The organism is Catellatospora aurea (assembly GCF_042663325.1).
In the GTDB taxonomy this organism is placed as follows: domain Bacteria; phylum Actinomycetota; class Actinomycetes; order Mycobacteriales; family Micromonosporaceae; genus Catellatospora; species Catellatospora aurea.
On the sequence record NZ_JBHTAC010000012.1, the window covers coordinates 45,657 to 69,019 of the forward strand.

23 protein-coding genes are annotated in these 23,363 nt (G+C 70.0%); 13 read left to right on the top strand and 10 right to left on the bottom strand.

The genetic code is table 11. The annotated features are described in order from the left end of the window. The first annotated feature begins 84 nt into the window (after window positions 1–84). Window positions 85–1,242 carry an NADH-quinone oxidoreductase subunit D gene (locus ACFQO7_RS14075; protein WP_376806769.1) on the top strand — a complete coding sequence of 386 codons (1,158 nt, stop codon included), beginning with the start codon at window positions 85–87 and terminating at the stop codon, window positions 1,240–1,242. Window positions 1,243–1,303: 61 nt separating this feature from the next. On the opposite strand, the gene ACFQO7_RS14080 is transcribed toward ACFQO7_RS14075, so the two are convergent. The 4 genes from ACFQO7_RS14080 to folK all read right to left on the bottom strand — a co-directional run bounded on the left by ACFQO7_RS14080 (window position 1,304) and on the right by folK (window position 5,406). Next, window positions 1,304–2,596 (bottom strand): cation:proton antiporter, encoded by a 1,293-nt coding sequence (locus ACFQO7_RS14080; RefSeq protein ID WP_376806770.1) that lies wholly within the window; start codon window positions 2,594–2,596, stop codon window positions 1,304–1,306. A 297-nt stretch (window positions 2,597–2,893) separates the two neighbouring features. After that, entirely contained in the window at window positions 2,894–4,174 is a 1,281-nt protein-coding gene (locus ACFQO7_RS14085) for an ABC transporter permease (RefSeq protein WP_376806771.1), read from the bottom strand. 157 nt (window positions 4,175–4,331) lie between these two features. Beyond that, window positions 4,332–4,844 carry a DUF3180 domain-containing protein gene (locus ACFQO7_RS14090; protein WP_360523991.1) on the bottom strand — a complete coding sequence of 171 codons (513 nt, stop codon included), beginning with the start codon at window positions 4,842–4,844 and terminating at the stop codon, window positions 4,332–4,334. A 34-nt stretch (window positions 4,845–4,878) separates the two neighbouring features. Beyond that, entirely contained in the window at window positions 4,879–5,406 is a 528-nt protein-coding gene (folK, locus tag ACFQO7_RS14095; protein WP_376806772.1) for a 2-amino-4-hydroxy-6-hydroxymethyldihydropteridine diphosphokinase, read from the bottom strand. Window positions 5,407–5,427: 21 nt separating this feature from the next. Here folK and folP point away from each other — a divergent pair, with 21 nt between their 5' ends. The 9 genes from folP to ACFQO7_RS14140 all read left to right on the top strand — a co-directional run bounded on the left by folP (window position 5,428) and on the right by ACFQO7_RS14140 (window position 15,189). Then, window positions 5,428–6,261: a dihydropteroate synthase gene (gene folP / locus ACFQO7_RS14100; protein ID WP_376806856.1), complete on the top strand. Its 834-nt coding sequence runs from the start codon at window positions 5,428–5,430 to the stop codon at window positions 6,259–6,261. 2 nt (window positions 6,262–6,263) lie between these two features. Next, window positions 6,264–6,620, top strand: a complete 357-nt coding sequence (gene folB, locus ACFQO7_RS14105) for a dihydroneopterin aldolase (RefSeq protein ID WP_376806773.1) — start codon at window positions 6,264–6,266, stop codon at window positions 6,618–6,620. 234 nt (window positions 6,621–6,854) lie between these two features. Beyond that, window positions 6,855–7,175, top strand: a complete 321-nt coding sequence (locus tag ACFQO7_RS14110; RefSeq protein ID WP_155369450.1) for a molybdopterin-binding domain-containing protein — start codon at window positions 6,855–6,857, stop codon at window positions 7,173–7,175. Window positions 7,176–7,184: 9 nt separating this feature from the next. Then, window positions 7,185–7,547 carry a hypothetical protein gene (locus ACFQO7_RS14115; RefSeq protein WP_360523979.1) on the top strand — a complete coding sequence of 121 codons (363 nt, stop codon included), beginning with the start codon at window positions 7,185–7,187 and terminating at the stop codon, window positions 7,545–7,547. Then, the gene (locus ACFQO7_RS14120; protein WP_376806774.1) at window positions 7,544–11,032 is read left to right on the top strand and encodes an ATP-binding protein; all 3,489 of its coding nucleotides are present in this window, start codon (window positions 7,544–7,546) and stop codon (window positions 11,030–11,032) included. The genes ACFQO7_RS14115 and ACFQO7_RS14120 overlap by 4 nt, the downstream gene beginning before the upstream one ends. Before the next feature lie 29 nt (window positions 11,033–11,061). After that, window positions 11,062–12,909, top strand: a complete 1,848-nt coding sequence (locus ACFQO7_RS14125) for an MFS transporter (protein ID WP_376806857.1) — start codon at window positions 11,062–11,064, stop codon at window positions 12,907–12,909. Window positions 12,910–12,911: 2 nt separating this feature from the next. After that, window positions 12,912–13,439 carry a hypothetical protein gene (locus ACFQO7_RS14130; RefSeq protein WP_376806775.1) on the top strand — a complete coding sequence of 176 codons (528 nt, stop codon included), beginning with the start codon at window positions 12,912–12,914 and terminating at the stop codon, window positions 13,437–13,439. After that, a complete protein-coding gene (locus tag ACFQO7_RS14135; RefSeq protein ID WP_376806776.1) occupies window positions 13,436–14,578 on the top strand; it encodes a M23 family metallopeptidase in 1,143 nt (380 codons plus the stop codon). Before ACFQO7_RS14130 ends, ACFQO7_RS14135 begins: the two co-directional genes overlap by 4 nt. Continuing rightward, window positions 14,575–15,189, top strand: coding sequence for a hypothetical protein (locus tag ACFQO7_RS14140; RefSeq protein WP_376806777.1), 615 nt, complete (start codon window positions 14,575–14,577; stop codon window positions 15,187–15,189). The genes ACFQO7_RS14135 and ACFQO7_RS14140 overlap by 4 nt, the downstream gene beginning before the upstream one ends. Here the strand turns inward: ACFQO7_RS14140 and ACFQO7_RS14145 are convergent, their stop codons facing one another. After that, window positions 15,190–15,696, bottom strand: a complete 507-nt coding sequence (locus tag ACFQO7_RS14145; protein WP_376806778.1) for a hypothetical protein — start codon at window positions 15,694–15,696, stop codon at window positions 15,190–15,192. It abuts the gene before it with no gap. Between the two features lie 293 nt (window positions 15,697–15,989). Next, complete coding sequence (locus ACFQO7_RS14150; protein ID WP_155369439.1) at window positions 15,990–16,151, bottom strand: hypothetical protein; 162 nt, start codon at window positions 16,149–16,151, stop codon at window positions 15,990–15,992. A gap of 101 nt (window positions 16,152–16,252) precedes the next feature. Between ACFQO7_RS14150 and ACFQO7_RS14155 the strand changes: the two genes are divergently transcribed. The 3 genes from ACFQO7_RS14155 (at window position 16,253) to ACFQO7_RS14165 (ending at window position 19,223) form a co-directional block, all read left to right on the top strand. After that, window positions 16,253–16,528 carry a hypothetical protein gene (locus ACFQO7_RS14155; protein WP_376806779.1) on the top strand — a complete coding sequence of 92 codons (276 nt, stop codon included), beginning with the start codon at window positions 16,253–16,255 and terminating at the stop codon, window positions 16,526–16,528. A 117-nt stretch (window positions 16,529–16,645) separates the two neighbouring features. Further along, the gene (locus ACFQO7_RS14160) at window positions 16,646–18,586 is read left to right on the top strand and encodes an FtsK/SpoIIIE domain-containing protein (protein WP_376806780.1); all 1,941 of its coding nucleotides are present in this window, start codon (window positions 16,646–16,648) and stop codon (window positions 18,584–18,586) included. Between the two features lie 13 nt (window positions 18,587–18,599). Beyond that, a complete protein-coding gene (locus ACFQO7_RS14165) occupies window positions 18,600–19,223 on the top strand; it encodes a hypothetical protein (protein WP_376806781.1) in 624 nt (207 codons plus the stop codon). A gap of 103 nt (window positions 19,224–19,326) precedes the next feature. Here ACFQO7_RS14165 and folE read toward each other — a convergent pair whose 3' ends face one another. The 4 genes from folE to ACFQO7_RS14185 all read right to left on the bottom strand — a co-directional run bounded on the left by folE (window position 19,327) and on the right by ACFQO7_RS14185 (window position 23,341). Then, window positions 19,327–19,971 carry a GTP cyclohydrolase I FolE gene (gene folE / locus ACFQO7_RS14170; protein ID WP_376806858.1) on the bottom strand — a complete coding sequence of 215 codons (645 nt, stop codon included), beginning with the start codon at window positions 19,969–19,971 and terminating at the stop codon, window positions 19,327–19,329. Continuing rightward, complete coding sequence (ftsH, locus tag ACFQO7_RS14175) at window positions 19,968–21,986, bottom strand: ATP-dependent zinc metalloprotease FtsH (protein ID WP_360523955.1); 2,019 nt, start codon at window positions 21,984–21,986, stop codon at window positions 19,968–19,970. The genes folE and ftsH overlap by 4 nt, the downstream gene beginning before the upstream one ends. A gap of 664 nt (window positions 21,987–22,650) precedes the next feature. Next, window positions 22,651–23,214 (bottom strand): hypoxanthine phosphoribosyltransferase, encoded by a 564-nt coding sequence (gene hpt / locus ACFQO7_RS14180; protein WP_360523952.1) that lies wholly within the window; start codon window positions 23,212–23,214, stop codon window positions 22,651–22,653. A gap of 4 nt (window positions 23,215–23,218) precedes the next feature. Then, window positions 23,219–23,341 (bottom strand): hypothetical protein, encoded by a 123-nt coding sequence (locus tag ACFQO7_RS14185; RefSeq protein WP_376806782.1) that lies wholly within the window; start codon window positions 23,339–23,341, stop codon window positions 23,219–23,221. Window positions 23,342–23,363: the final 22 nt, after the last annotated feature.

Below are 23,363 nucleotides of genomic sequence, written 5' to 3' on the forward strand. Positions count from 1 at the left end.
GCTGCGTTAAGAAGGTGCCCTTCCTCTACAAATAGCGATGGCAAGGTGCCCTTCCTTTCTGGGGGCTGGCTTACGATGGCGCGCATGGTGGCAGCGGGCGGTAGCCGGGAGTTGACGGTCGGCGCGGGGGCGGGGGCCCAGCAGCTGGGCACCGACATGGTGCTGAACATCGGGCCCCAGCATCCGTCCACGCACGGCGTGCTGCGGCTCAAGCTGGTGCTGGACGGCGAGAAGGTGCTGTCCGCCGAGCCGATCGTCGGATACATGCACCGCGGCGCGGAGAAGTTGTTCGAGGTCCGCGACTACCGGCAGATCCTGGTGCTGGCCAACCGCCACGACTGGCTGAGCGCGTTCAGCAACGAGCTGGGCGCGGCGATGGCCGTCGAACGGCTGATGGGGCTGGAGGTGCCGGAGCGGGCGGTCTGGCTGCGCACGGCGATGGCCGAGCTGAACCGGGTGCTCAACCACCTGATGTTCCTCGGCTCGTACCCGCTGGAGATCGGTGCGATCACCCCGGTGTTCTACGCGTTCCGCGAGCGCGAGGTGCTGCAGGCCGTCATGGAGGAGGCCACCGGCGGCCGCATGCACTACATGTTCAACCGGATCGGCGGGCTGAAGGAAGAGGTCCCGGCGGGCTGGACCCGGCGCGCCCGGGAGGCCGTCGACCTGGTCGCCTCGCGGATGCCCATGCTCGACGACCTGATCCGGCGCAACGACATCTTCCTGGCCCGCACGGTCGGCGTCGGGGTGCTGACCGCCCAGCAGGCCGCCGCGTACGGCGCCTCCGGGCCCGTCGGGCGGGCCAGTGGCCTGGACTTCGACCTGCGCCGCGACGAGCCGTACCTGGCCTACGGCGAGCTGGACGTCCCGGTCGTCACCCGCACCGCCGGCGACTGCCACGCGCGTTTCGAGGTGCTGCTCGACCAGGTGTACGCGTCGCTGGACCTGGTCCGGCAGTGCCTGGACCGGGTGGACCGGATCGGCGGGCCGGTCAACGTACGCCTACCGAAGGTGGTCAAGGCCCCGGAGGGGCACACCTACGCGTGGACCGAGAACCCGCTCGGCGTCAACGGCTACTACCTGGTCTCCAAGGGAGACAAGACGCCCTGGCGGATGAAGCTGCGCACCGCGTCGTACGCCAACGTGCAGGCGCTGTCCACGCTGCTGCCGGGCACCCTGGTGCCGGACCTGATCGCCATCCTGGGCTCGATGTTCTTCGTCGTCGGCGACATCGACAAGTAGCCGTTGACGGGAAAACGCGCCCTCCCGGGCTGTCCGGAAGGGCGCGTCCTGGCTGTGGTGCTCAGCGGTACCGGCGGTCGTAGTCCCGATCGCGGTCCCGGTCCCGCTCCCGATCACGATCCCGCTCGCGCGAGTCCTCGTAGTCGGACCAGCGGTCCTCGCGGTCCGAGCCGGTCAGCGCGCGAGGCTCACGGCGGTCCTGGTCGCGGTACGGGAAGCCGCCCCGGCCCTCGTCGGCCCGGTCGTCGTCGAAGCCGCGGTCCTCGCGCCGCACCGCGGCCCAGCGGTCCTCGATCCGCAGCTCGGTGCCGGAGCTGTCGCTGTGCAGCGCCGCCCGGCGCTCGCCCATCCGCACCTCACGGCCCCGGTCGTCGCTGCGCACCGTGGTCCAGCGGTCGCCGGCGGCCCGCACCGGACGGTCCTCGTCGTCGCGGTCGGACCAGCGGCCCTCGATCGCGTCGCCGGCCCGGTCGGACCAGCGGTCGTCGCCGCGGTCGCGCCGCGAGGTCCAGCTGTCGCCGCCGGAGACCGGCTCGTTCGCGTCGCGGCGGCGCTCCAGCTGCTCGCGCAACCGCTGCTCGGTCCACGACTCCTCGTGCCGGTCCCGCTCGCGGGCACGTTCCGCCCGTGGGCGCTGCACCTCGATCCGCGGGGTCTCGGCGCGGTGGGCGTACTCGGCCCCGTCGCGGCCCCGCTCACGGTCGCGGTCGAAGCCGCCTGCCCCGCCGCTGACCGGGCTGCCGTAGATCGCCGCGCCGCGCTGGCCGTCCTCGCCGTGCGGGTCGACGATGGTGTGCCGCGTCGTCACCTGCACGGTCTCGGTGTGCCGCACCACGCCGCCAGGCGGCATGCCCGCGCGGCCCGAGTTCGGGCCCGGCTGGTGCGGGGCGGGTGCGGGACTGCCGCTACGCGCCGCGGGCGCGGGAGCGGCCTGCGCCGCCCGGGCGGCCTCGGCCCGGACGTGCTCCAGCTGCGCCCGGGTGGCCTCCAGCTCGTGCCGCGTGGCTTCCAGCTGGTCCACCAGGTACTGGAACTTCTCCCCGAACGCGCGGTGCGTGGCGTGGGCGGCCGTGGAGATGTCGTCGCGGACGTCGGCCCGCACGGTGTCGATCTCATCGAGGATCATGTCTTCGATCTCGAGCCGCACCGTCTCGGTGTCGCGACGGAGAGTGATCGACAGACCGATCAGGATGACCGACAGGATGACCACGCCCACGGCGGCCCGCATTGCGGTGCCGCCATCGGCCATGAACAGGAAAATCGCAGCCAGCGGGGCCAGCCCGACGCCGCCCCAGAACAACACCGGGAGCAGGCGCGCGTGCCGCTGTTCATCGCGAGTGTCCGAGTCCGGCATGTTGCTAGAGGCTACCGACAGTTGCTTGCGAGGGGAATGCTCCACGGCCTTGAAATGCGAGAACATTCCGCCTGGAGATCGTCGCCGACCCGTCCTGAACAGCTGCGCCACCCAGCGCGGCTTGCGCACACCCGCTCGCGGCGCGCGACGCGCCGGTAATCGCCGAACCTTCGTCACGAACGGTTCAACGAGCGCCCGCCCGTTTCGCCCGACTCGACCGCTCCCGCGCTCGAAAGTGGCACGGTGCGAAACGAGCCGCCGCGCCCGCGGAGGCGGACGCGGCGGCTCGGCTCAGCTCTAACGCAGGGAGGACCAGCGGTCTTCGTCGCCCCACTGGTCGGCGCGCGCGGGAGCGGGCTGCGCGGGCAGGTTCGCCCAGGTGTCGCCGCTGCCCGTGGACCACGAGGTGCCGGGCACGCCCACGTCGGCCCAGTCGTCCGGGCTGTCCTCGTCGAGCGGCAGCGGCCGCCCGAACGTCTCCACCAGCCGGGTGACCACGAGGCCGAGTGCGACGGCGCCGGCGGCCAGCGCGTACAGCGAGATGCGCCACTGGGCCGCTTCGGCGTACCAGACGACCAGGGCCAGCAGGCTGACGCCGAGCAGCGTGCCGAACACGCCGCCGCGGCGGCCGTACGCGCTCACCCCGCCGATCAGGGCCGCGCCCAGGGCCAGCCCGGTCAGCTCGAAGCCCTCGGTCGGCGCGACGACCTGCTCGGTCGAGCCGTTGAGCGCGGCCATCACCACACCCGCGACCGCGGCCAGCGCCGTCGAGCCGACCAGCGCGAGCACGGCGACGACGCCGCCGAGGCCGCCACGCCGCCGGGCCGGGTCGCTGACCGGACGGAACCGGCCGACCCCGCGCCGGATGGACCGGATCGCGCCGAGCAGGCCGGCCACGATGGTCAGCGCGGCGAACGCGCCGTACAGGTAGAGCGCGTGGTCGGTGGGGTCGTACCCGCCGCTCACGGTCAGCGGGGCCGGGTGCTTCTGGATCCAGACGATCGCGACCAGCGCGGCCGCCAGGCTGCCCGCCCAGCCGGGCACGTGGAAGCCCACCACGAGGACGGCGACGGCCAGGCCCAGCCCGGCGGCGAGCGCCACGGCCATGCCCGCGGTGGGCACGACACCCTGGTCGCCGTGCTCGGCGTAGTAAAGGGCGGCCGCCGCGGCGACCGGACCGATGGCCAGGTTCACCGCACCGGCGCGCAGCGTCATCGAGGCGCCGAAGCCGAGCAGGCCCAGCACCGACGCGAAGACCAGCAGCTCCTTGAAGTTCGTGCCGGTGATCGTGTCGCGGTGGCCGCTGTGCAGCAGGAAGCCGATCGCGACCACGCCCAGCAGCAGCACGCCCTCCCAGGCGAAATGCACGCCGAGCCGGTCCCGGCCGACCTCGCCGTGCGCGGGGTCGTCGAAGACGTCGTCGAGGTTGGCCGCGGGCGTCGCCCTCGGCCGGTACTGCACGCCGGCGAGGACGCTGTGCGCGCCGCCGTCGGTTCTGAGATCGGACTCCTCGCGGAAGCCCTCGCCGCGGTACCGTCGCTGCCCTGTCGCGTCGGTCGCTTCGCTGTCGTAGGCCATGACTCGCGCCTCCCGAGTCGGCTGCCGGTCGCGGGGTACGACACGGCATACCCGAGGCAACCTACCGGCTGAAACGTGAATGCAACAGGGTCTACCGGCGATGACATACCGCGCCCGACGGGTACCCGATAGTGGTCGCCGCCGATCCGTTCGGCCGTTACTGGACGTCCGGCTTGTCGTCCTCGGGGCGCTTCGGCACCCGGCATGCCCGCTCCAGCCACAGCGCCGCCCCGACCAGCGCCAGCGAGCAGGCCAGCGAGGTGAGCGCGGCCGGCAGATCGCGGCTGACCGCGGCCAGCTGCCGCTGCTGGCCGTCCACGAACAGCCAGAGGCTCAGCCCGGCGGCGAAACCGGCGAAGATCGACCCGGCCAGCGACGACGCCTTGGCCAGCACTGCGTAGCGGGCGACGGCCAGCGGCTCGACCCGCTCCCGGCCCGGCTTGCCCTCCAGCCGCGCCCGCGTCTGCTGCGCCAGCGCGAACTCCACGATCGCGAGCGCCAGCAGCGTGAACGCCGGCAGCCAGCCGCTGCGGCCGAGGAACGGCAGCGTCGCCAGGTCGAAATACCAGGTGCTGATGACGAGCCAGGCGACGGCGGCCGAGCCGAGGCCCGCGACGATCAGGGTAGCCGGGTTGGTGGGTTGCAGCCGTGGCTCCGGCGTCTGACTCAACTCGGTCCCCACCTTTCACTCGACTGGATGACCGTCACTCTACTTCGAGGCGCACCTGGGGCAGCGCGGTCATCATGGCGACCTCGGTCGCCATCGGCTCGGCCAGCACGAGATCGTTGACCCAGCCGTGTCCGGGCAGCTGCGCGTAGGGCTGCACCTCAAGCCAGGGCCGCAGCACGAAGGCGCGCTGGTGGGCGTGCGGATGGGGCAGCGTCAGCTCGGGGGTGTCGCGCAGGATCGGCTCGCCGTCCTCGGCGAACGCCGCGACCAGGTCGACGTCGAGCGTGCGCGGGCTGTACCGGCGGGCCTGGTGGCGCACCCGCCCCGCCTCGTGTTCGATGCCCTGCGCGGTGAGCAGCCACTGCTCCACCGACTGCGGGCCGCGGACGAGCAGCGCGGCGTTGTAGTACGCCGGCTGCTCGGTGTCGCCCCAGGGCGGCGTCTCGTACACGCCGCTCACCGCGAGCAGCTCGCCTTCCTGCGCGAGCCTGCGCACCGCGAAGCGCAGATGATCGGCGCGGTCGCCGAGGTTGCTGCCTATCGAGAAGACCACCGAAGTCACGACCGATATTCTCGCAGCGTGGTGTCCGACCTGATGCACGCGACGCCGCCGCTGGTGATGGGGGTTCTCAACGTGACCCCGGATTCCTTCTCCGACGGTGGCCTCTACGACGACCTCGAAGCCGCCGTCCGGCACGGGATCCAGCTGCACGGACAGGGCGCGCACCTGGTGGACGTCGGCGGTGAGTCGACCCGCCCGGGCGCGTCGCGCGTCGACGCCGACACCGAGATCAAGCGGGTGGTCCCGGTCATCACCGCGCTGGCCGAGGCCGGTGTGCCGACCAGTGTCGACACCACCCGCGCCGCGGTCGCCGCGGCCGCGGTGCAGGCCGGAGCGGCGGTGGTGAACGACGTCTCGGGCGGGCTGGCCGATCCGGACATACGCCGCGTCGTCGCCGAGGCCGGCTGCCCGTACGTGGTGATGCACTGGCGCGGGCACTCGGCCGACATGCAGGCGCTGGCCACCTACCGCGACGTGGTCACCGAGGTGCGCGAGGAGCTGTCGCGCCGGGTCGACGAGGCGCTGCGCGCCGGGGTCGCCGCCGACCGGCTGATCGTCGACCCGGGACTGGGCTTCGCCAAGACCGCCGAGCACAACTGGGCGCTGACCCGGCACCTGGACCGCATCCTCGACCTGGGCTTCCCGGTGCTGTTCGGGGCCAGCCGCAAGTCCTACCTGGGCCTGCTGCTCGACGGCCGGCCCGCCGCGGACCGCGACGCCGCCACCACCGCGACCAGCGTCCTGGCCGCCGCGACCGGGGCCTGGGGGGTACGCGTGCACGACGTGCGCTCGACCGCCGACGCCCTCGCGGTATGGCGGGCCACCGGCAGCCCTCGGCTGCGCTACGAAAGCTGACCATGGACCTCATCACGCTCACCGGCCTGCGGGTACGCGGCAACCACGGCGTCTTCGACTTCGAGCGCCGCGACGGCCAGGACTTCGTCATCGACGTGCAGCTCGGCCTGGACCTGCGCCCGGCCGCGGCCAGCGACGACGTCGCCGACACCGTGCACTACGGCGAGCTGGCGGCTCGGCTGGCCGAGATCGTGGCCGGGCCGCCGGTCGACCTCATCGAGACCCTCGCACAGCGACTCGTCGATGCCTGCCTGGCCGATTCCCGCGTCGCGCAGGCGGTGGTGACCGTCCACAAGCCACAGGCGCCGATCCCGCTGACCTTCGCCGACGTGAGCGTCACGATGACCGGTAGCAGGTGACGGGCGGACTTCCGACACCCGCCACCACCTGCATGGCTTGTCGCACCGGTGGGTGCACCGTACGCTCTGCTATGGATCGAACACCGGTCCTACATAACCGCAAAACCCCGGCGCTCCACTACGAACTGTGATCGACACGAAGCAGGGTGTCATCGGCTGCATCCCACCGCTGAGGACCCCCATCAGTAAGGCTTAAGCAATTGCAGCGCCGGTCGCGCACCGGGGAGGTACCGAATGATCGCCATGGAGCTGGTCCAGGCGGCGTGGAGCCATGCCACGCCGACCCTCGGCATGATCGCCGACGCGATCCAGGCGGCCCCCGAGGAGCCCAAGGGCGGCATCGCGACCAACGACATCCTCACCTTCTTCGCCACGAAGATCTCTCCGATCCTGCTGGCGATCCTCGGCGTCATCTTCATCGGCCGGGCCAGCAAGGGCGAGGTGTCGAAGGTGCTGACCAGCTCCGCGATCGCCATCATCGGCGTCGCCTTCATCGTCGGCGCGGGGGCGCTGCTGCTCGTCGGCGAGAACCTCATCGACATCATGTTCGAGTAGGCGGAAGCGATGCGGCTGCGTACGGACGACGACATCTACCGGGCTCGGCTGGTCTATCTCGGGCCGCCCGGATACACGCTCCCCGTGCAGTTGCCGTACGCCCAGTACGGCCTGTTCGTGTTGCTGGTCCCGCTCTACATGGGCGTCCACTGGCTGTTCACGCAGGAGTTCGAGCTGTTCCCCACCTGGGAGATCGCGCTCGCCATCGTGACGACGTCGTACATCTTCCGCCACGTCGACCCCGACCGGCCGGCGCGCATGGTCATCCGCACCGCGCTCACCGACTGGCGGCGCACCCGCGAGCCGGTCATCGAGCGCCGCGACCCGCGCCTGGTCGCCCGCCGCGTCGTCGTGCGGCAGGCGATCACATGACCAGCAACGATACCGAGTACGACCTGGACGACGCGGTATCCGACGTCGTCCCGTCCGTCGAAGGGACCGCCGCGACGGGCCCCGTCGCCGTGTTCCAGCCGCCCCGCCGCCGCGAACCCGCCGAGCCCGACGCCCCCGCCGAGGAGACCGGCGGGCGTCCCGAGGCGCGCACCGGCGACCTGCGCAACGCGGACCTGCGCAGCGACCTGCAGACCGCGGCCGACCGCCGGGCCGCCGAGATGCGCGCCGCCGCCGAGGCCGCCACCCAGGCCCAGCGTGAACGCGCCGCCTCGTCGCGCCGCGACCCCGAGCCGCCGAGCGCGCCACCGGCACCGTCCGGCCCCGACATCGAGTCGCCGTTCCTGGAGCTGTTCGACTCCGAGGCGGCCGACCCCGGTTCGGTCGGCCAGTCCGGCACCCCGCCGCGCTCGGCCCCGGCCAGCCGCGGGCCGGCCGCGACGGGCACCGGCCGCAACACCGGACGCCCCGACGCGGCACCGGCCGCCGGCGCCGCGCAGCGCAGCGGACCCGTGCGGGCGGATTCGCCCCCGACGGCCCCGCCGCCCGTCAGCCCCACCCGGACCACGCCACCCCCGACCGGCTCGCGGCTCGCCGACCAGGGTGGTTACCCCGTCGCGCCACCCGGCGAGGGGCGTGCCACGGCCGGCCGTCCACGCAACGCCCCGGTCAGCGGGGTGCCGCGCAACGCGCCCGTCAGCGGCGTACCCGTCAGCGGGGTGCCCATGCGCCCCCAGCCGGACCTGCGCAACCGCCCGGTCAGCGCGATGCCGGTCAGCTCCGTGCCGGTCAGCACCGTGCCGCTGAGCAGCAGGCCGCTGCCCCCGCGCGGCACACCGCAGGCCGCGCCCCGCTCCGCGCCGCCCGCGACCGGCCACCGGCAGCCGCCGCCCAAGAGCCGCGGCAAGCAGGTCAAGCCGCCCGCGCAGCCGAAGCCCGCCAAGGACCGCGACGCCGCCCAGGAACTCGCGATCACCGAGATCGCCGGTCACCTCACGTTCACTCCGCACGCGGTGACCGCCTGGTACATGCTGCCCGAGGTGCGCTGGGCGTTCCGCCCCGACGCCGACCGCGAGGCGCTGCTGTCCGCCATCAGCGAGCAGTACGCCGGCCTCGCCGGGTTCCGCCTGCACCTGCGCCGCACCACCCGGCCGTTCCCGGCCGACCAGTGGGCCGCCCAGCTCGACCACCTCACCGCCCGGCCGCTGCCGCCCGTCCCGGGCGCGCCCGGCTGGGGCGACCACCTCGTCGCCGCCCAGCGCCACCTGCGCGAGATCAACCACAGCGAGGGCCAGACCTACCTCGGTGTCACCTTCGCCCGCCGGGCGCTCGGCGACTCGTTCAGCGAGAAGCTGCTGCGCGCCTTCGGCAAGGGCACCGCCGACTCCGAACGCCGCAAGCTCGGCAAGCAGGTCGAACAGTTCGACGAGGTGCTCGCCGCGTTCGGCATGCGCGGCCAGCGCGCCGCCGCCGCCGAACTCGAATGGCTGCTCTACCGCTCCGTCGCGCTCGGCATGAGCCCGCCGAACATGCTCGGCGCCGTGAACCACGGCCGCTGGGACTCCGGTGACCTGCTCGCCCTCACCGAGCACATCGAGCGCTACCGCACCCCGTACGGCAGCACGGTCAAGCTCGTCAACCGGATGACCGGCGAGGAACGGCACGTCGCCGTGCTCACCGTCGGCCGCATGGAACCCCTCGACATCCCCGAGCGACACGAGCCCTGGCTGCACTTCCACGAGCGCCTGCCCTGGCCCATGGAACTGTCGTCGCGGGTCGACATCCTCGGACCCGGCGACAGCTTCCGCAACCTCGAACACCGGCTGCGCATGATCCGCTCGCAGCAGCTGGACTACCTCGAGCACGGCATGGACGCCCCGCCCGAGCTGGAGCGCCTGGCCAGCCGTGCCCTCGTCATGGGCGACGAGATGACCACCGGCCTGCCCGTCGACTCCGCCCGCGCGCACGGCTGGCACCGCATCGCCGTCAGCGGCGCCGACCGCGAGGAATGCCTCGAACGGGCCCGCTCCGTCGTCGCCACGTACAGCCGCGAGCTGCGCGTCTCCCTGCAGCACCCCAAGCAGCAGGACCAGCTCGCCCGCGAGTTCATCCCCGGCGAACCCGTCGCCAACACCGGCTACCTGCGCCGCATGCCGGTCCGGCTGCTCGCCGCCGCACTCCCCCAGGCCGCGTCGGTCGTCGGCGACCGCCGCGGCGACCTGCTCGGGCGCACCGCCGGCACCTGCCGCCGCCCGGTGTTCCTCGACCCGCACTTCCCCATGGAGGTCCGCGAGCGCTCCGGCCTGTCGGTCATGGTCGCCGAACCCGGCGGTGGCAAGTCCACCCTGCTCGGTGCCATGGGCTACCTGAACGCCCGCCGCGGCGTCCAGGTCACGCTGCTCGACCCGAGCGGCCCGCTCGCGCGCCTGGCGAACATGCCCGAGCTCAAGCCGTACTCCCGGGTCCTCAACCTGACCGGCGGCGAGCAGGGCACCCTCGCCCCGTACTCGCTGATCCCGACCCCGCAGCGCACCGAGTTCGGACCCGGCCCCGACGGCGACCGCGAATACGAGATCTCCGTCAGCAACGCCCGCGCCGAACGCCGCATGCTCGTGCAGGACATCTGCTCGATGCTCATGCCGCCGCAGGTCGCCCGCGAGGCGTCCACCGCGACACTGCTCCGGCACGCGGTCCGCACCGTGCCCGCCGAAGAGACCGCGACCCTCGACGACGTCGTACGCTGCCTCGCCGGCATCGACGACACCGGCCGCGAACTGGCCAACCTGCTGCTCGACACCGCCGAGATGCCGCTCGCGCTGCTGTTCTTCGGCAGCCCGCCCGGCGACCTGCTCAGCACCGACTCCGCGCTCACCGTCATCACCATGTCCGGGCTGCGCCTGCCCGACCTGAAGATCGAGCGCGAGTACTGGTCCGCCGAAGAAGCCCTCGCGCTGCCGATGCTGCACACCGCACACCGGCTCGCCGTCCGGCGCTGCTACTCCGGCGACATGCACCAGCGCAAACTCGTCGGACTCGACGAGGCGCACTTCATGGAAGGCTGGCGGTCCGGGCGCTCGTTCCTGGTCCGGCTCGCGCGCGACAGCCGCAAGTGGAACCTCGCGGCACTCGTCGCCTCGCAGAACCCGAAGGACATCCTCGGACTCGACGTGCAGAACCTCGTCTCGACCGTGTTCGTCGGACGCATCGCGCAGGACCCGGAGATCGCCTCCGAGGCGCTGCGGCTGCTGCGGGTGCCGACCGACGTCGGGTACGAAGCGGTCTTGGCCTCGCTGTCCGCGCCGGATGCGAACAGTTCGGGGCGGCTGGGGTATCGCGAGTTCGTGCTGCGGGACGTCGACAGCCGGGTGCAGCGGGTGCGGGTCGACGTGTCGTACGTCGCCGGGCTGCTGGAGACGCTCGACACCACCCCGACCGGGCAGGCGGCCGGCCAGGGAGGCAAGCGGTGAAGCGGCTCGCCGCCGCGACCCTCGCCACGATGGTGCTGGCGCTGGGGACGTTGTTCGGCGCACCCGTCCAGGCGGCCGCGCCCGCTGCTACTACTGCGGCCGCGCCAGGGGACAAGCTGTGCTCGCTGGAGGAGTGGACAGCGCGCGGGCTCGACGAGTGCATCAAGCGGCTACAGGAGGTCAGCGCGGCACGCGTGCAGTGCCTAAGCGCGCCGAACCCTGCTGCCCCGGACTCAGGCCTGGGCGGCTGGTTCGTCAGCAAGCCCACTTGGACGACTGGAGCTGACGGCAGCAGCTACCTGCTGTACAGCGAGTACGGCTACGCCGGGTACGACTACACCACCTACGACATCAACTGCGTCCAGACCGTCATGCACCCGGACTACAAGCTGGAGAACACCATTGCCAACGGCGAGTTCATGCTCGCTGCGGGCATCGTCGGTGTCTCCAATGCGCTACGGGAACGCGCTTGGGCTCCGGACGAGATGTGGGGCTGGGCCGACCCGCTCGTGGAGAAGGCCACGACGGCGCTCTACAAGCAGGTGTTCAGCGTATTCGGTGTCATCACGCTGGCGGTCATCGGCGTTTACCTGCTGTGGCGTTCCCGGCAGGCCCAGATGTCCATGGCGCTCACCACGGTCGGTTGGGCCATCCTGGTCATGGTCGGCGTGACCGCGATTGCCAGCTGGCCCGTCCAGTCGGCCAAAGCTGCCGACAGCACACTTGTCGGCGTTCTCAGCGTCGTCCACGACGCGGTCGGGCCAAAGGCCACGCCTCCGACCGGTGGCACACCATGCAGCAACCCAGAACCGGGTGCCTGTGAAGATCGCCGACCGCCTGCTGTGCGCGCTGGAGATACGGCCGTTCAGGCCCTCCTCTACCGCAATTGGCTTCGTGGAGTCCTAGGCTCTGCGGATAGCGAGACAGCCAAGAAGTACGGGCCAGCGCTTTACCGCGCGAAGTCGCTCAGCTGGCAAGATGTCGAGGCTATCCAGGATGACAGCGCTCGCCGCGACGGAATCATCAGGGCGAAGCAAAGCGATTGGATGAAGGTCGCCGAGCAGATCAAGACAGAAGACCCGGAAGCATACGAGTACCTTCGTGGAACCAAGGGCATGGAACGGATCGGCGCAGGTTTCGTAGCGATCCTCTCTGCGATCTGTTATGCCGCGTTCGATGTTGTCGCTTCCCTGCTGGTTCTCCTGGGCTTCCTGATCATTCGGTGGGCCGTCATCGCTGCGCCTGCTCTGGGCACGGTCGGTCTTCTCCGACCTGCCAGCGCCGGACTGCGCAGACTCGTGAACTCGGTGCTGGCCGCGCTCTTCAACGTACTCATCTTCGGCACTGGAGCGGCGGTCTACTTGTTCGCCGTCGACCTCATCATGAGTACTTCATCACTGGCAGGCTGGCTTCAGGTCACGTTGGTATTGCTGTGCGGAGCCGTGGGCTGGATGTTGCTGCGTCCATACCGCCGGATCACACAGCTCGGCGGCGGCAGTAGCGGAACTTCGCTCCTTACAGCTAGGCCATCGGCACCTGCCTCATCTTCCTCGAACGACCGGACACCCGCCACGGTGGTCGCGCCTGGCAGCACCAGCAGTACAACCGTGCCGGAGGCACGTCCAGAACTTGCGGTCAGTGCCGAGGACCCCGCCTCAGTTGTGCGTGCCGAGACACGCGGCGGTGTCGACACGGTGCGGGCAGAGACCTGGCGGTCTCCGGATGTTCCTGATTCCTCGCCGGCCTACGCGGTTTACCGGCCTGCCACGGTGCCCCAACAGGCGACCACTCGAGCCGAGGCACGCATCGAACCTGCTGCTGAACCGTCGCCGCGTACGGAGCCACGGCGCTCCGAGACCTGGGCGGAACGGAGTTAGTCATGCTTTCCCGGATTCCTCTACGGCCCCGCACCGTGGTGGCACTCGGGCTGGCCGGAGTGGTCGCGGTGATCGTCGCGCTGGGCAAGTTGTTCGGTGACGCCGCTCCATCGGTGACCTCGCCCGCACAACCGCCACTCGCCGCTCCCAGCGCCGTCGACCCCCACGAGGGAGACGATGGCCTGGTCCAGCTAGACCCGACACCGAGTCCGATGAAGGCGAGCAACGGCCCGCAGGCCATCTCGGTGGCGACCAAGTTCGCCCAGCAGTGGATCAGGCACAACCGCAGCGCCGATGCCTGGCTCGACTCCCTCCGACCGCACAGCACGGAGGCTCTTGTCGCCGAGCTTGACGGTGTAGACCCAGCCGGAGTGCCATCGGACAGGATCACCGGAACTGCCCGTATGGAGGCCCTCGCGGACGCTTTCGTAGAGGTCGTCATTCCGATCGATGCGGGCCTACTGCGCTTGCGCCTGGTGGCCGAGAAGGGCCAGTGGCTGGTGGACGGCGTCGATTGGGAGCGGGCATGAGCAATCTTCCTTCGCTCACTGCCCCTATGCGAGACAAGGGACGTCGCCTGCTCCGGCCGGCGGTCATTGTCTCCGTGACTGCAGCCTTGGGCCTGCTGTGCTGCGGCGGTGCCGTGACTGCCGTCATTTTCGGCGACCTCGCCTCCAATAACTCATCCTTGACCAACGCGCTCGGCTGCGGCAGCACCAAGACCATCAGTGTCACCGGGCAGTTCCCAAGAATCGGCCCGTACAGCGAAGACAAGATCCGAAACGCCGCCATCATCATCAAGACCGGCCAACAGCTCAAGGTGCCGCCGCGGGGATGGGTGATCGCGGTGGCGACTGCAATGCAAGAAAGTAGCCTCACCAACCACGGACATCTCGGGGATCGTAACGACCACGATTCGCTAGGGCTTTTTCAGCAACGGCCGAGTCAGGGCTGGGGCACTCCCGAACAAATCATGGATCCGGTCTACTCATCGACGAAGTTCTACAACAAGCTACTCAAGATCAAGGGATGGGAGTCGCTGCCGCTTACCGTCGCCGCGCAGCGGGTGCAGGTCAGCGCATATCCGAACGCCTATGCCAAGCATGAACCGACCGCGACACAAATCGTCAACCAACTCACGGATGGTGCGGCGCGCGCTGTCGTGGTGGGGAACCAGTTTAAATGTGCCGAGTTCGGGCAGATTGCAGCCTCAGGGTGGACTGCCCCGGTAGGCGCGGGGGTTTGGTCGGGGTTCCGCACTCGCGAGAGACCTAGCCACAACGGCGTCGACCTAGGTGCCTCGCGCCACACACCCATCCGGGCCGCCTCAGCCGGCGTCGTCATCGTCAGCAAATGCGACGTGGGCAACTGCGACCGGGACGGCTCACCCTCCACACCTGGTTGCGGCTGGTTCGTCGACATCCTGCATGCAGGCCAGGTGATCACACGCTACTGCCATATGGTGAGTAGACCTCTGGTCCACGTCGGCGAACGGGTCCAAGCTGGTCAGGTCATCGGCTACGTGGGCACGAGTGGTCACTCCAGCGGCCCGCACCTGCATTTCCAGGTTCACCTCGACGGCGACCGTTCGAACCGTGGCGCGATCGACCCGGTGCCTTTCATGGCCAGCAAGGGCGCTGCTTTGGGGAAGGGGAACGACTCGGCATGACCGAGGCAGATTTTGCAGCATGGGCAGCCGAGTGGCGCACTCCGCCCGCCGCGATCGTGCCGGTACCGGCGTTGACAGTCATCAGCAGTGGTGGAGTGCTACGCGGTGCGCGAGTTCTCATTGGGCTTCCCGGTCACGGATGGCGTACTGGCATGCGCGGCGACACCATGATCCGTCAAGGTGCGCGCAGCCTGGTACCAGTGCTGGCCGAGTCGGAGTGGTATCGCGCGGAGCGGGAACGCACCGAAGTCTTCGCCGCCCTCGTTCCTGTAGAACGGGTGTGGGTGGAGACCATCAGCACTTCTGCCGAACGAACGCCGCCGACTGATGGTCTTATCCTCGTGTCGCTCGACGCACCTCCAACGCGCGTGGCCGTGTCCGCTGAATCTGTCGCTGCCCAAGGCAGCGGTCAACTCATGGGCAGGAGACTGATCCAGACGGGATCAGAGGGAGAGCAGCGAGGACTCAGAGCGGCAACAGAGGCGCACAGCGGACCCGAAGGCCACCCGGTTGTCAGGGTTACACAGGAGCATGACTGGTATCGCTGGGCCGCCACGGGACAAGCGCCTTCCACGCGAGCGGTGCCGCTCGCCGAATTGTGGCTGGAGTAATTAGCCCGCCGAAGGCGAGGGCGTAGGTGCAGATGTTGGCGTGGCCATTCTGCTCGCCTTGCACACGCGCCACCCCTCTTCGTCGACAAGAGTGAACTGCCACGTCTCACGGCTTCTGCTTTCAACTGCCCCTTGCTTGCGGGCCGTTATCGCGAGATCGGTCGTTGCCACTGCGGTGGTGGATGCGGCCTTCAGGTCGATCGACCCCCAGGTCACCTCGATCTCAACGGCGAACTTCTGCTCTCGCTGAGTTAGTTCTTCCCGAAGACTGGTCACGGTCGACAGATCGGGCTCGCGCTCACACGCGTAAAGATCGACTCCAACACTGTCGGCGCGCACCAGGCTTGCTCTCAAGTACTCGTCGAGCACGACTTTCGGGTTACTTCTGTCGATCTTCGTAGCCTCGTTGTAGGCAAGGATCGTTGCCGTCGTCCCGCCAATTGCCGCCACGCCTACCACGATGCCGAGCACCAGCAGGACTTTTCGCCATTTGACCGATCGCGCCATGCTTCTCATCCTTGCCTAAAGTCGCTAGGTACGAGCCATCGCGTCGCCGACACGGCTCCTCCGCGGGCACGGTGCCCCGTGTCGTCGTCCTCCGGCGGCGAGGCCGCCCACACGCCACTTACCTACTTCGACCAGGGCGGTGACGAGGGACAACGATCGGTTCGGCCAGGTGGTCCCGTCCTCGCCCATGCTTCCGGAAGGTGAGACCCGCGTCAGCACGTCCTGGCGGGAAGCGTAGTCGAGCAGACACTCTTCGCACAGGGCCTGCGGTTCCTCCATGGAGGACGCACGCGTCAGACCGACCCGGTGTTCAAGTTGCCGAACAGCCACAGTCCGCAGCAGCAGAAGATGACCAGCAGCAGGGCCACGGCGGCTCCGGCGATGGCGAGCATCATCGGCTTCTTCACCAGGCCGAGGAGGGGCGACGGCCGCTTCGGCGGCGGGGTCTCGTACACGCGATGACGATAGCCTGCGCCTCCCGGCCGCACGAGGTCGCGACAGGCGGACAGTTCACCGCCGGGAGGCCGCTTCGGGAATCACCCCGTACGCTGGTCGGGTGACCGAATTCGCCGAACTGGACGCCCTGCCCACTGAAGAGCTGCGCGAGCGCGCCTTCACCAAGGCACGCGAAAAGCTGGACATCGGCTTCTTCTGGGACCTGTTCAAGCACCTGCCCACCTCCCCGGAGACCGAGGAGCGGGAGCTTGCCGACATCGGCTCCGCGGTCGACGACTCGGTGTCGCTGTGGCGGGAGTTCACCGGGCACGATTACGGCGACCAGGAGCCTCTGATCAGGGCACGCTTCATCGACTACCTGTCGAAGGACGAATAGCCCGGCATCGACGGCTGAACTGTCGGGTTTACACGGGAGTTGCTTCCGCGTAGTTGCGACAGGTATCGGGCGCTCTGCGCTACCCTCCCCCGGGGAGGACGCAGCGGAGGTGTCGGCGTGCCCGGATTGAACGCGCGGATCGACCAGGCGGCGAGCCTGCACCGGCATGCTTCGGCGGTGACTCAGGCGGCGGCGTCCGCGTTGGACACCTATCTTCCGCCGCCGCGCACCGATCTGGCCGAGCAGCAGGCGCTGGCGCAGCGGCTGCGTGACGCGGCTGTGCGGCTGACGCCGGGCTGGCTGGGGGCCGTGCTGGACGAGGTGCCGGCGGGTTTGCCGCTGGGTGAGCAGCGCCGGCCGGAGTTCGTCCGGATCGGCACGGCGGCGCCGGGCGAGGATGCCCAGTTCCCGGCGGTGTTGCCGCTGCTGGGTACGGGTCATCTGACGTTCAGCGCCGATTCGCGGGATCCGCGGGTGGCGGGGGTGCTGCGGGCGGTCCTGCTGCGGCTGCTGGCGACGGCGCCGTCGGGCACGCTGGTGGTGCGGGCGGTGGACGCGGTGGGCGGGGCGCTGTTCGCGCCGTTCGGGGCGTTGGCCGATGCGGGTCTGATGCCGCCGCCGGTCACCGACCGGGCCGGGTTGCAGGCCGTGCTGGCGGAGGCCGAGCATTGGGTACGCCCGAGCCGGCCGGAGGCGCAGCGGCGTCCGACGGCCCGGCCGCGTCGCCGGGACTGCACGATGTTGCTGCTGATCGCCGCTCTGCCCTCGGATGTGACGGGCGCCGAGCTGAATCGGATCACGGCGCTGGCGCAGGCGGGGCCGGCGACGGGGCTGCACCTGGTCGTCGCGGGCTGGCCGCCGCCGCCGCTGACCCCGGACACGTCGCTGCCGTCGGCACAGACCCCGCTGCCGATGAGCACGCAGGTCGCGCTTCGCAACCCGTACGCACTGCTCGGGGGTATGCCTTTCACGCCACCGTCGGCTCGCGCCGACGACGGGCCGAGCCCCACCGCGACCTGGCCGGGGCTGTCGGTGCCGGTGCGACTCGACGCTGATCCGCCGGCTGAGCTGGTGGCTCGGGTGTGCCGGGAGCTGGCCGAACGTTATGCCCTGTCGGGGCAGGTGCATCTGATGGATCTGCTGCCGGACCCGGATCACTGGTGGGCGGAGTCGTCGGCGGCGGGCATGTCCACGACCGCGGGGCTGGCGGGTGAGACGCCGATCTCGCTGGTGTTCGCCGACCTGACGCCGCACTGGCTGGTCGGCGGCCGGTCCGGCGGCGGCAAGTCGGCGTTCCTGGTGAACGTCCTGTACGGCCTGTGCACCCGCTACGACCCGGACGAGCTGGCGCTGTACCTGCTGGACTTCAAGCCGGGTGAGGCCTTCGGCCGGTTCGCGCCGAGTACCGGGGGCGAGCCTGATCCGGCGTGGCTGCCGCACGCCCGGGTGGTAGGGCTGGACTGCGATCGCGAGCAGGGGCTGGCGGTGTTGCGGGAGCTGGACGAGGAGCTGCGCCGCCGCGAGGAGCTGTGGCAGGAGCTGGGGGTGAAGCGGTTCGCGCAGGCGCGCGAGCAGCGGTCGCTGCCCCGCCTGGTCTGTGTGATCGACGAGTTCCCGGTGCTGTTGACGGGTTCGGATCCGGTCGCGGCGGAGGCGCTGGGGTTGCTGGAGTCGATCGGCCGGCGCGGACGGGCGTACGGCGTGCATCTGATCCTGTGTTCGCAGACGGTGCGCGGCATCGAGGCGCTGCACGTGCGCCGGGATTCGCTGTTCGGGCAGGTGCCGGTGCGGATCGCGCTGCCGGGCGGCGGGGACGTGCTGGAGGCGACGAACGACGCGGCGGCGACCTTGCCGCTGGGCTGCGCGGTCGTGAACACGGCGGGCGGCCTGGGCGGCCCGCGGGGCGCGACGCGCGGGCACGAGAAGACGGTCCGCTTCCCCGACCCGGATGCCGACGCCCAGGTGCTGGCCGCGCTACGGCAGCGCCTCTGGCAGGCCCGTGACCCTTCCTCGGATCCGCCCATCGTGCTCACCGCGTTGACCCAGGAACCCGCATGAGCGAGGAGGAAGCGTGAGCGAGCGGAGTGCGGCCTGGGCGGAGTATCTCGGGGCGGCGCAGCGGTTGGACACGGTGCGGCGGGAGGCGGCGGACTCGGCCGCCGGTGAGGCGTCGGCGCTGGCGGCGGCCCGGGACGAGCTGCCGACCGTGCAGGCCCGCCTCGGCATGCAGGCCACCCGGCTGCTGGACACGGCGAGCCGGGCGGGGGTTCCCTCCCCCGTGCTCCAGCCGGGTCCCGCGGAGCTACTGGCGGCGGCTGAGGCGGTCGGTGGCGGCCCGGCGGTGGCGCTGGCGGCGCTGCGCCAGGCGGGCGCGAACGTGGAAGTCGCCGACGGGGCGCTGGCTCGGCTCGACGACGGGGGCAGCGGCTCGCAGACGCTGCGCAACCTGCTGGTGTACGGGCCGATGGCGCTGCTGGCGCTGCTCGTGCAGCTGGCTGTCGCGGGTCTGGCCGGCGACGGCGCGCAGGTGTTCTTCGCCGCGGTGAGTGGGTTGCTCCTCGGGCCGCTGGCCTTCGGGGCGGCCTGGCTGCTCGTCGGTGTCGTCTACCGGGATCGGCCGCGGACCGCCGCTGTCGGCGCGTTCGCCTGCATCGCACCGGTGCTGCTGGCCGTCGCGCTGCTGGCCGTCCTGTGATGGACGCCTGACGCGGCTCGAGGACCGGAGCCGCTTCGGCTGTACGACGACGCCCGCCCGGCCGCGGTCGCGGCGAGGCGGGCGTCTTCGTCGTTCAGGCGAGTCAGCGAGAGTTGATCAGGGACATCGCTTCGGCGCGGGTCTTCGGGTCCGACTTCAGGATGCCGCGTACGGCGCTGGTGACGGTGCGGGCCCCGGCCTTGCGGATGCCGCGCATCTCCATGCACATGTGCTCGCATTCCAGCACCACGATGACGCCTCGGGCCTGGAGCTTCTCCTGGAGCAGGTCGGCGACCTGCGAGGTGAGCCGTTCCTGCACCTGCGGGCGGCGCGCGAACACCTCGACCAGCCGGGCCAGCTTCGACAGGCCGGTGATGCGGCCATCCTCGCCGGGCAGGTAGCCGACGTGCGCGACGCCCCGGAAGGGCAGCAGGTGGTGCTCGCACAGGCTGAAGATCGAGATGTCACGGACCAGCACGAACTCGTCGTGGTCGGCCTCGAAGGTCGTGGTCAGCACGTCCGCGGGGTTCACCCGCAGGCCCGCGAACAGCTCGGCGTACGCGCGGGCCACCCGGGACGGGGTCTTCTGCAGACCGTCGCGGTCGGGGTCCTCGCCAAGCGCGAGGAGGATCTCCCGGACCGCCTTCTCTATACGCGCCAGGTCGACGGTCTCCTCCACCGGAACACCGGTGAGGGAGCCGTCGACCAGGCGGGCGGCGAGATGGTCCAGCTCTTGCTCGCCGTTCAGTTCGTGGCCTCCGCGGTCGTCGAGACGGTGATCTCGCCGCTGTCCGTGGCCTGGCCGTTGCTCGCCGACTGCTTCTCCACCTCGGCCGGCGTGAGCACCGGCGGCTGGGTGGACGGCGTGCGCTTGCCGAACCCGTTGAACGGGGCCATCGGCGGCCGCTTGACGACCCGGGCGCAGATGCGCGCCATGTCGGCGGTCGAGATGGTCTCCTTCTCGATCAGCTCCAGCACGATCGCGTCGAGCACGTCGCGGTACTCCACGAGGATCTCGTACGCCTCGTCGTGGGCCAGCTCGATGAGCGAGCGCACCTCGGAGTCGATCTCGGCGGCGATGGAGTCGGAGTAGTCCCGCTCGTGGCCGTAGGAGCGGCCCAGGAACGGCTCGTCACCGGCGGTGCCATACTTGACCGCGCCGAGCTTCGAGCTCATGCCGTACTGGGTGACCATCGCGCGGGCCAGGGCCGACGCCTTCTCGATGTCGTTGCCGGCGCCCGTGGTGGGCTCGTGGAAGACGAGCTCCTCGGCCGCCCGGCCGCCCAGCGCGTACGCCAGGGTGTCGATCATCTCGGCACGGGTCTGGGTGTACTTGTCCTCGGTCGGCAGCACCAGCGTGTGACCCAGCGAGCGGCTGCGCGACAGGATCGTCACCTTGTGCACCGGCGCGCTGTGCGGCAGCGCCCAGGCCACCAGGGCGTGGCCGCCCTCGTGGTACGCGGTGATCTTCTTCTCGTGGTCCGACATCACCCGGGTGCGCCGCTGCGGACCGGCGACCACGCGGTCGATGGACTCCTCCAGCGACTCGTTGGTGATGGCGCGCTTGTCCTGACGCGCGGTCAGCAGGGCGGCCTCGTTGATCACGTTGGCCAGGTCGGCGCCGGTGAAGCCCGGCGTGCGCCGCGCCACCGCGTCCAGGTCCACGTCCGGCGTGAACGGCTTGCCCTTGCCGTGGACCCGCAGGATCGCCTTGCGGCCGACCATGTCGGGGGTGTCCACCGCGATCTGGCGGTCGAAGCGGCCCGGGCGCAGCAGCGCCGGGTCGAGGATGTCGGGACGGTTGGTCGCGGCGATCATGATGACGCCGCCCTTCGCGTCGAAGCCGTCCATCTCGACCAGCAGCTGGTTCAGGGTCTGCTCACGCTCGTCGTGACCGCCGCCCATGCCGGCGCCGCGGTGGCGGCCGACGGCGTCGATCTCGTCGACGAACACGATCGCCGGGGCGTTCGCCTTCGCCTGCTCGAACAGGTCGCGAACCCGGGAGGCGCCGACACCCACGAACATCTCGACGAAGTCGGAACCCGAGATCGAGTAGAACGGCACCCCGGCCTCGCCGGCGACGGCGCGGGCCAGCAGCGTCTTACCCGTTCCGGGCGGGCCGAACAGCAGCACACCCTTCGGGATCTTGGCGCCGAGCGCCTGGTACTTCGCCGGGTTCTGCAGGAAGTCCTTGATCTCGTGCAGCTCCTCGACGGCCTCGTCGGAGCCGGCCACGTCCGCGAAGGTGGTCTTCGGGGTGTCCTTGCTGACGAGCTTCGCCTTCGACTTGCCGAAGTTGAGCACCCGCGAGCCGCCGCCCTGCATCTGCGACATGAACAGCAGCAGCAGGATCACCAGCACGGCGATCGGCAGCAGGCTCACCAGCAGCGACAGGAACACCGACTCCTCGGTGACCTCGGTGTCGAACGGCCCGGAGATCTTGCCCGCGGCCTTGGCCGCGTTCACCTGGTTGAAGATCTCCAGCCCGGCGTCGGCCGGGTACTGGGCCTCGATCTTGTCGGTCTCGACGTCGTCGAACTTGGCTTTATTGGCGAGGTCGATCCGGAGCGTCTGCTCCTTGTCCCGGATCTGCACTTCCTTGATCGCGTTCGGGCCAGCCTGGTTGAGCTGGGCGAGCGCGACCGAGGTGTCCACGGGCTGGTAGCTCGGGCCGCTGGTGAAGAGCTGGCTGAGCAGGATCGCGCCGATGGCCACGATGAAGATCCAGAAGATCGGCCGGCGGAAGAAACGCGTACGCTCCATGCTGTTACCGGACGCTTTTGTTCGCGCCCGTGTCCTCCTGATCGATAGAGGCGGTCAGCTCACCGGGCGCGGCCCGGTTAGTCGACGGTACACCGTAGAAACCTTCGGTTGGCTGATGCGTGGTCCCCATCGCACAACGTTCAGCGTTTTCTCAGCTCAGGTCCCCCGCATACGGGACAAATGACACCTGTGTTCGCTTACGGCTGAGGGGATGGGTGGGGGGTGCTCCGCGGGGTAGGGGTCGGGTGCGCTGGGCCGCCAAGAGCGGGCGGCCCTTTACGCGCCCCCGACCCCTACCCCGCTCCGCACGACACGTACAGAAAGCTCCACAAATTACGGATAAGCGACAGCGGTCACCACATAACCCACGTACCCCGTAGACGGCTCCCTCGGAGAGCACGGCGACTCGCTTGCGCCCTACGAGTAACGCCCCACATGACGGTCCTTCACTACCCGTGTGGGGACTGTGGGGCTAGGTAGTAGCCAAGTGTGGGGCGTAACTGACTTGGCAGAACCTAAAAACCCGCATGAACCCCACCCACCGCAACCACCCCTACCGGAGCGGAGCAGGGGGTGCCGCCGGAGTGAGCGTAAAGGGCCGCCCGGTTTTGGCGGCCCCCAGCGAACCCGGCGGCACCCCCTGCGGAGCGCAACCACGCACGAATCAGCGCTGATAGACCTCAGGCTTGAGAATCCCCACGTACGGCACCTCGCGATACCGCTCCGAGTAGTCCAGCCCGTAGCCGACGACGAACTCCGTCGGAATGTCGAACCCGACGTACTTCACCGGCACCGGCACCTTGATCGCCTCAGGCTTCCGGAACAGAGCCACCACGTCGACAGACTTCGCCGAACGAGACTCCAGGTACTTCAGCAGCCAAGAGAGCGTCAGACCCGAATCCACGATGTCCTCGACGACGATCACGTGCTTGCCCGCGATGTCGCGGTCAAGATCCTTGAGGATGCGTACTACGCCGGAGGATGTGGTGCCTTGGCCGTAGGAGGAGACTGCCATGAACTCGAGTTCGACGGGGGGGCCGCCGATCTTGCCGAGTTCGCGGGAGAAGTCGGCCATGAACATGACCGCGCCCTTGAGGACGCATACGAGAAGCAGGCCGTCTACCGACGCGTAGTCGGCGGCGACCTGCTTGGCGAGCTCGGCGGTCTTACCGCGGAGTTCCTCTTCAGTGATGATCACACGGTCTATGTCCGCGTCGTACCAGCCCATGTGGTCAAGACTGCCGGATGAAGGGCCTCTGGCGCACGTCGGGGTCGGAATTGGTGACGATCATCCCGAGCTGGCCCGCGACGCCGGTGACCAGTAGGAACGCTAGTAGGAAGATGAACTGTCCCATGACGGCCTCACCGTTTCGGAGT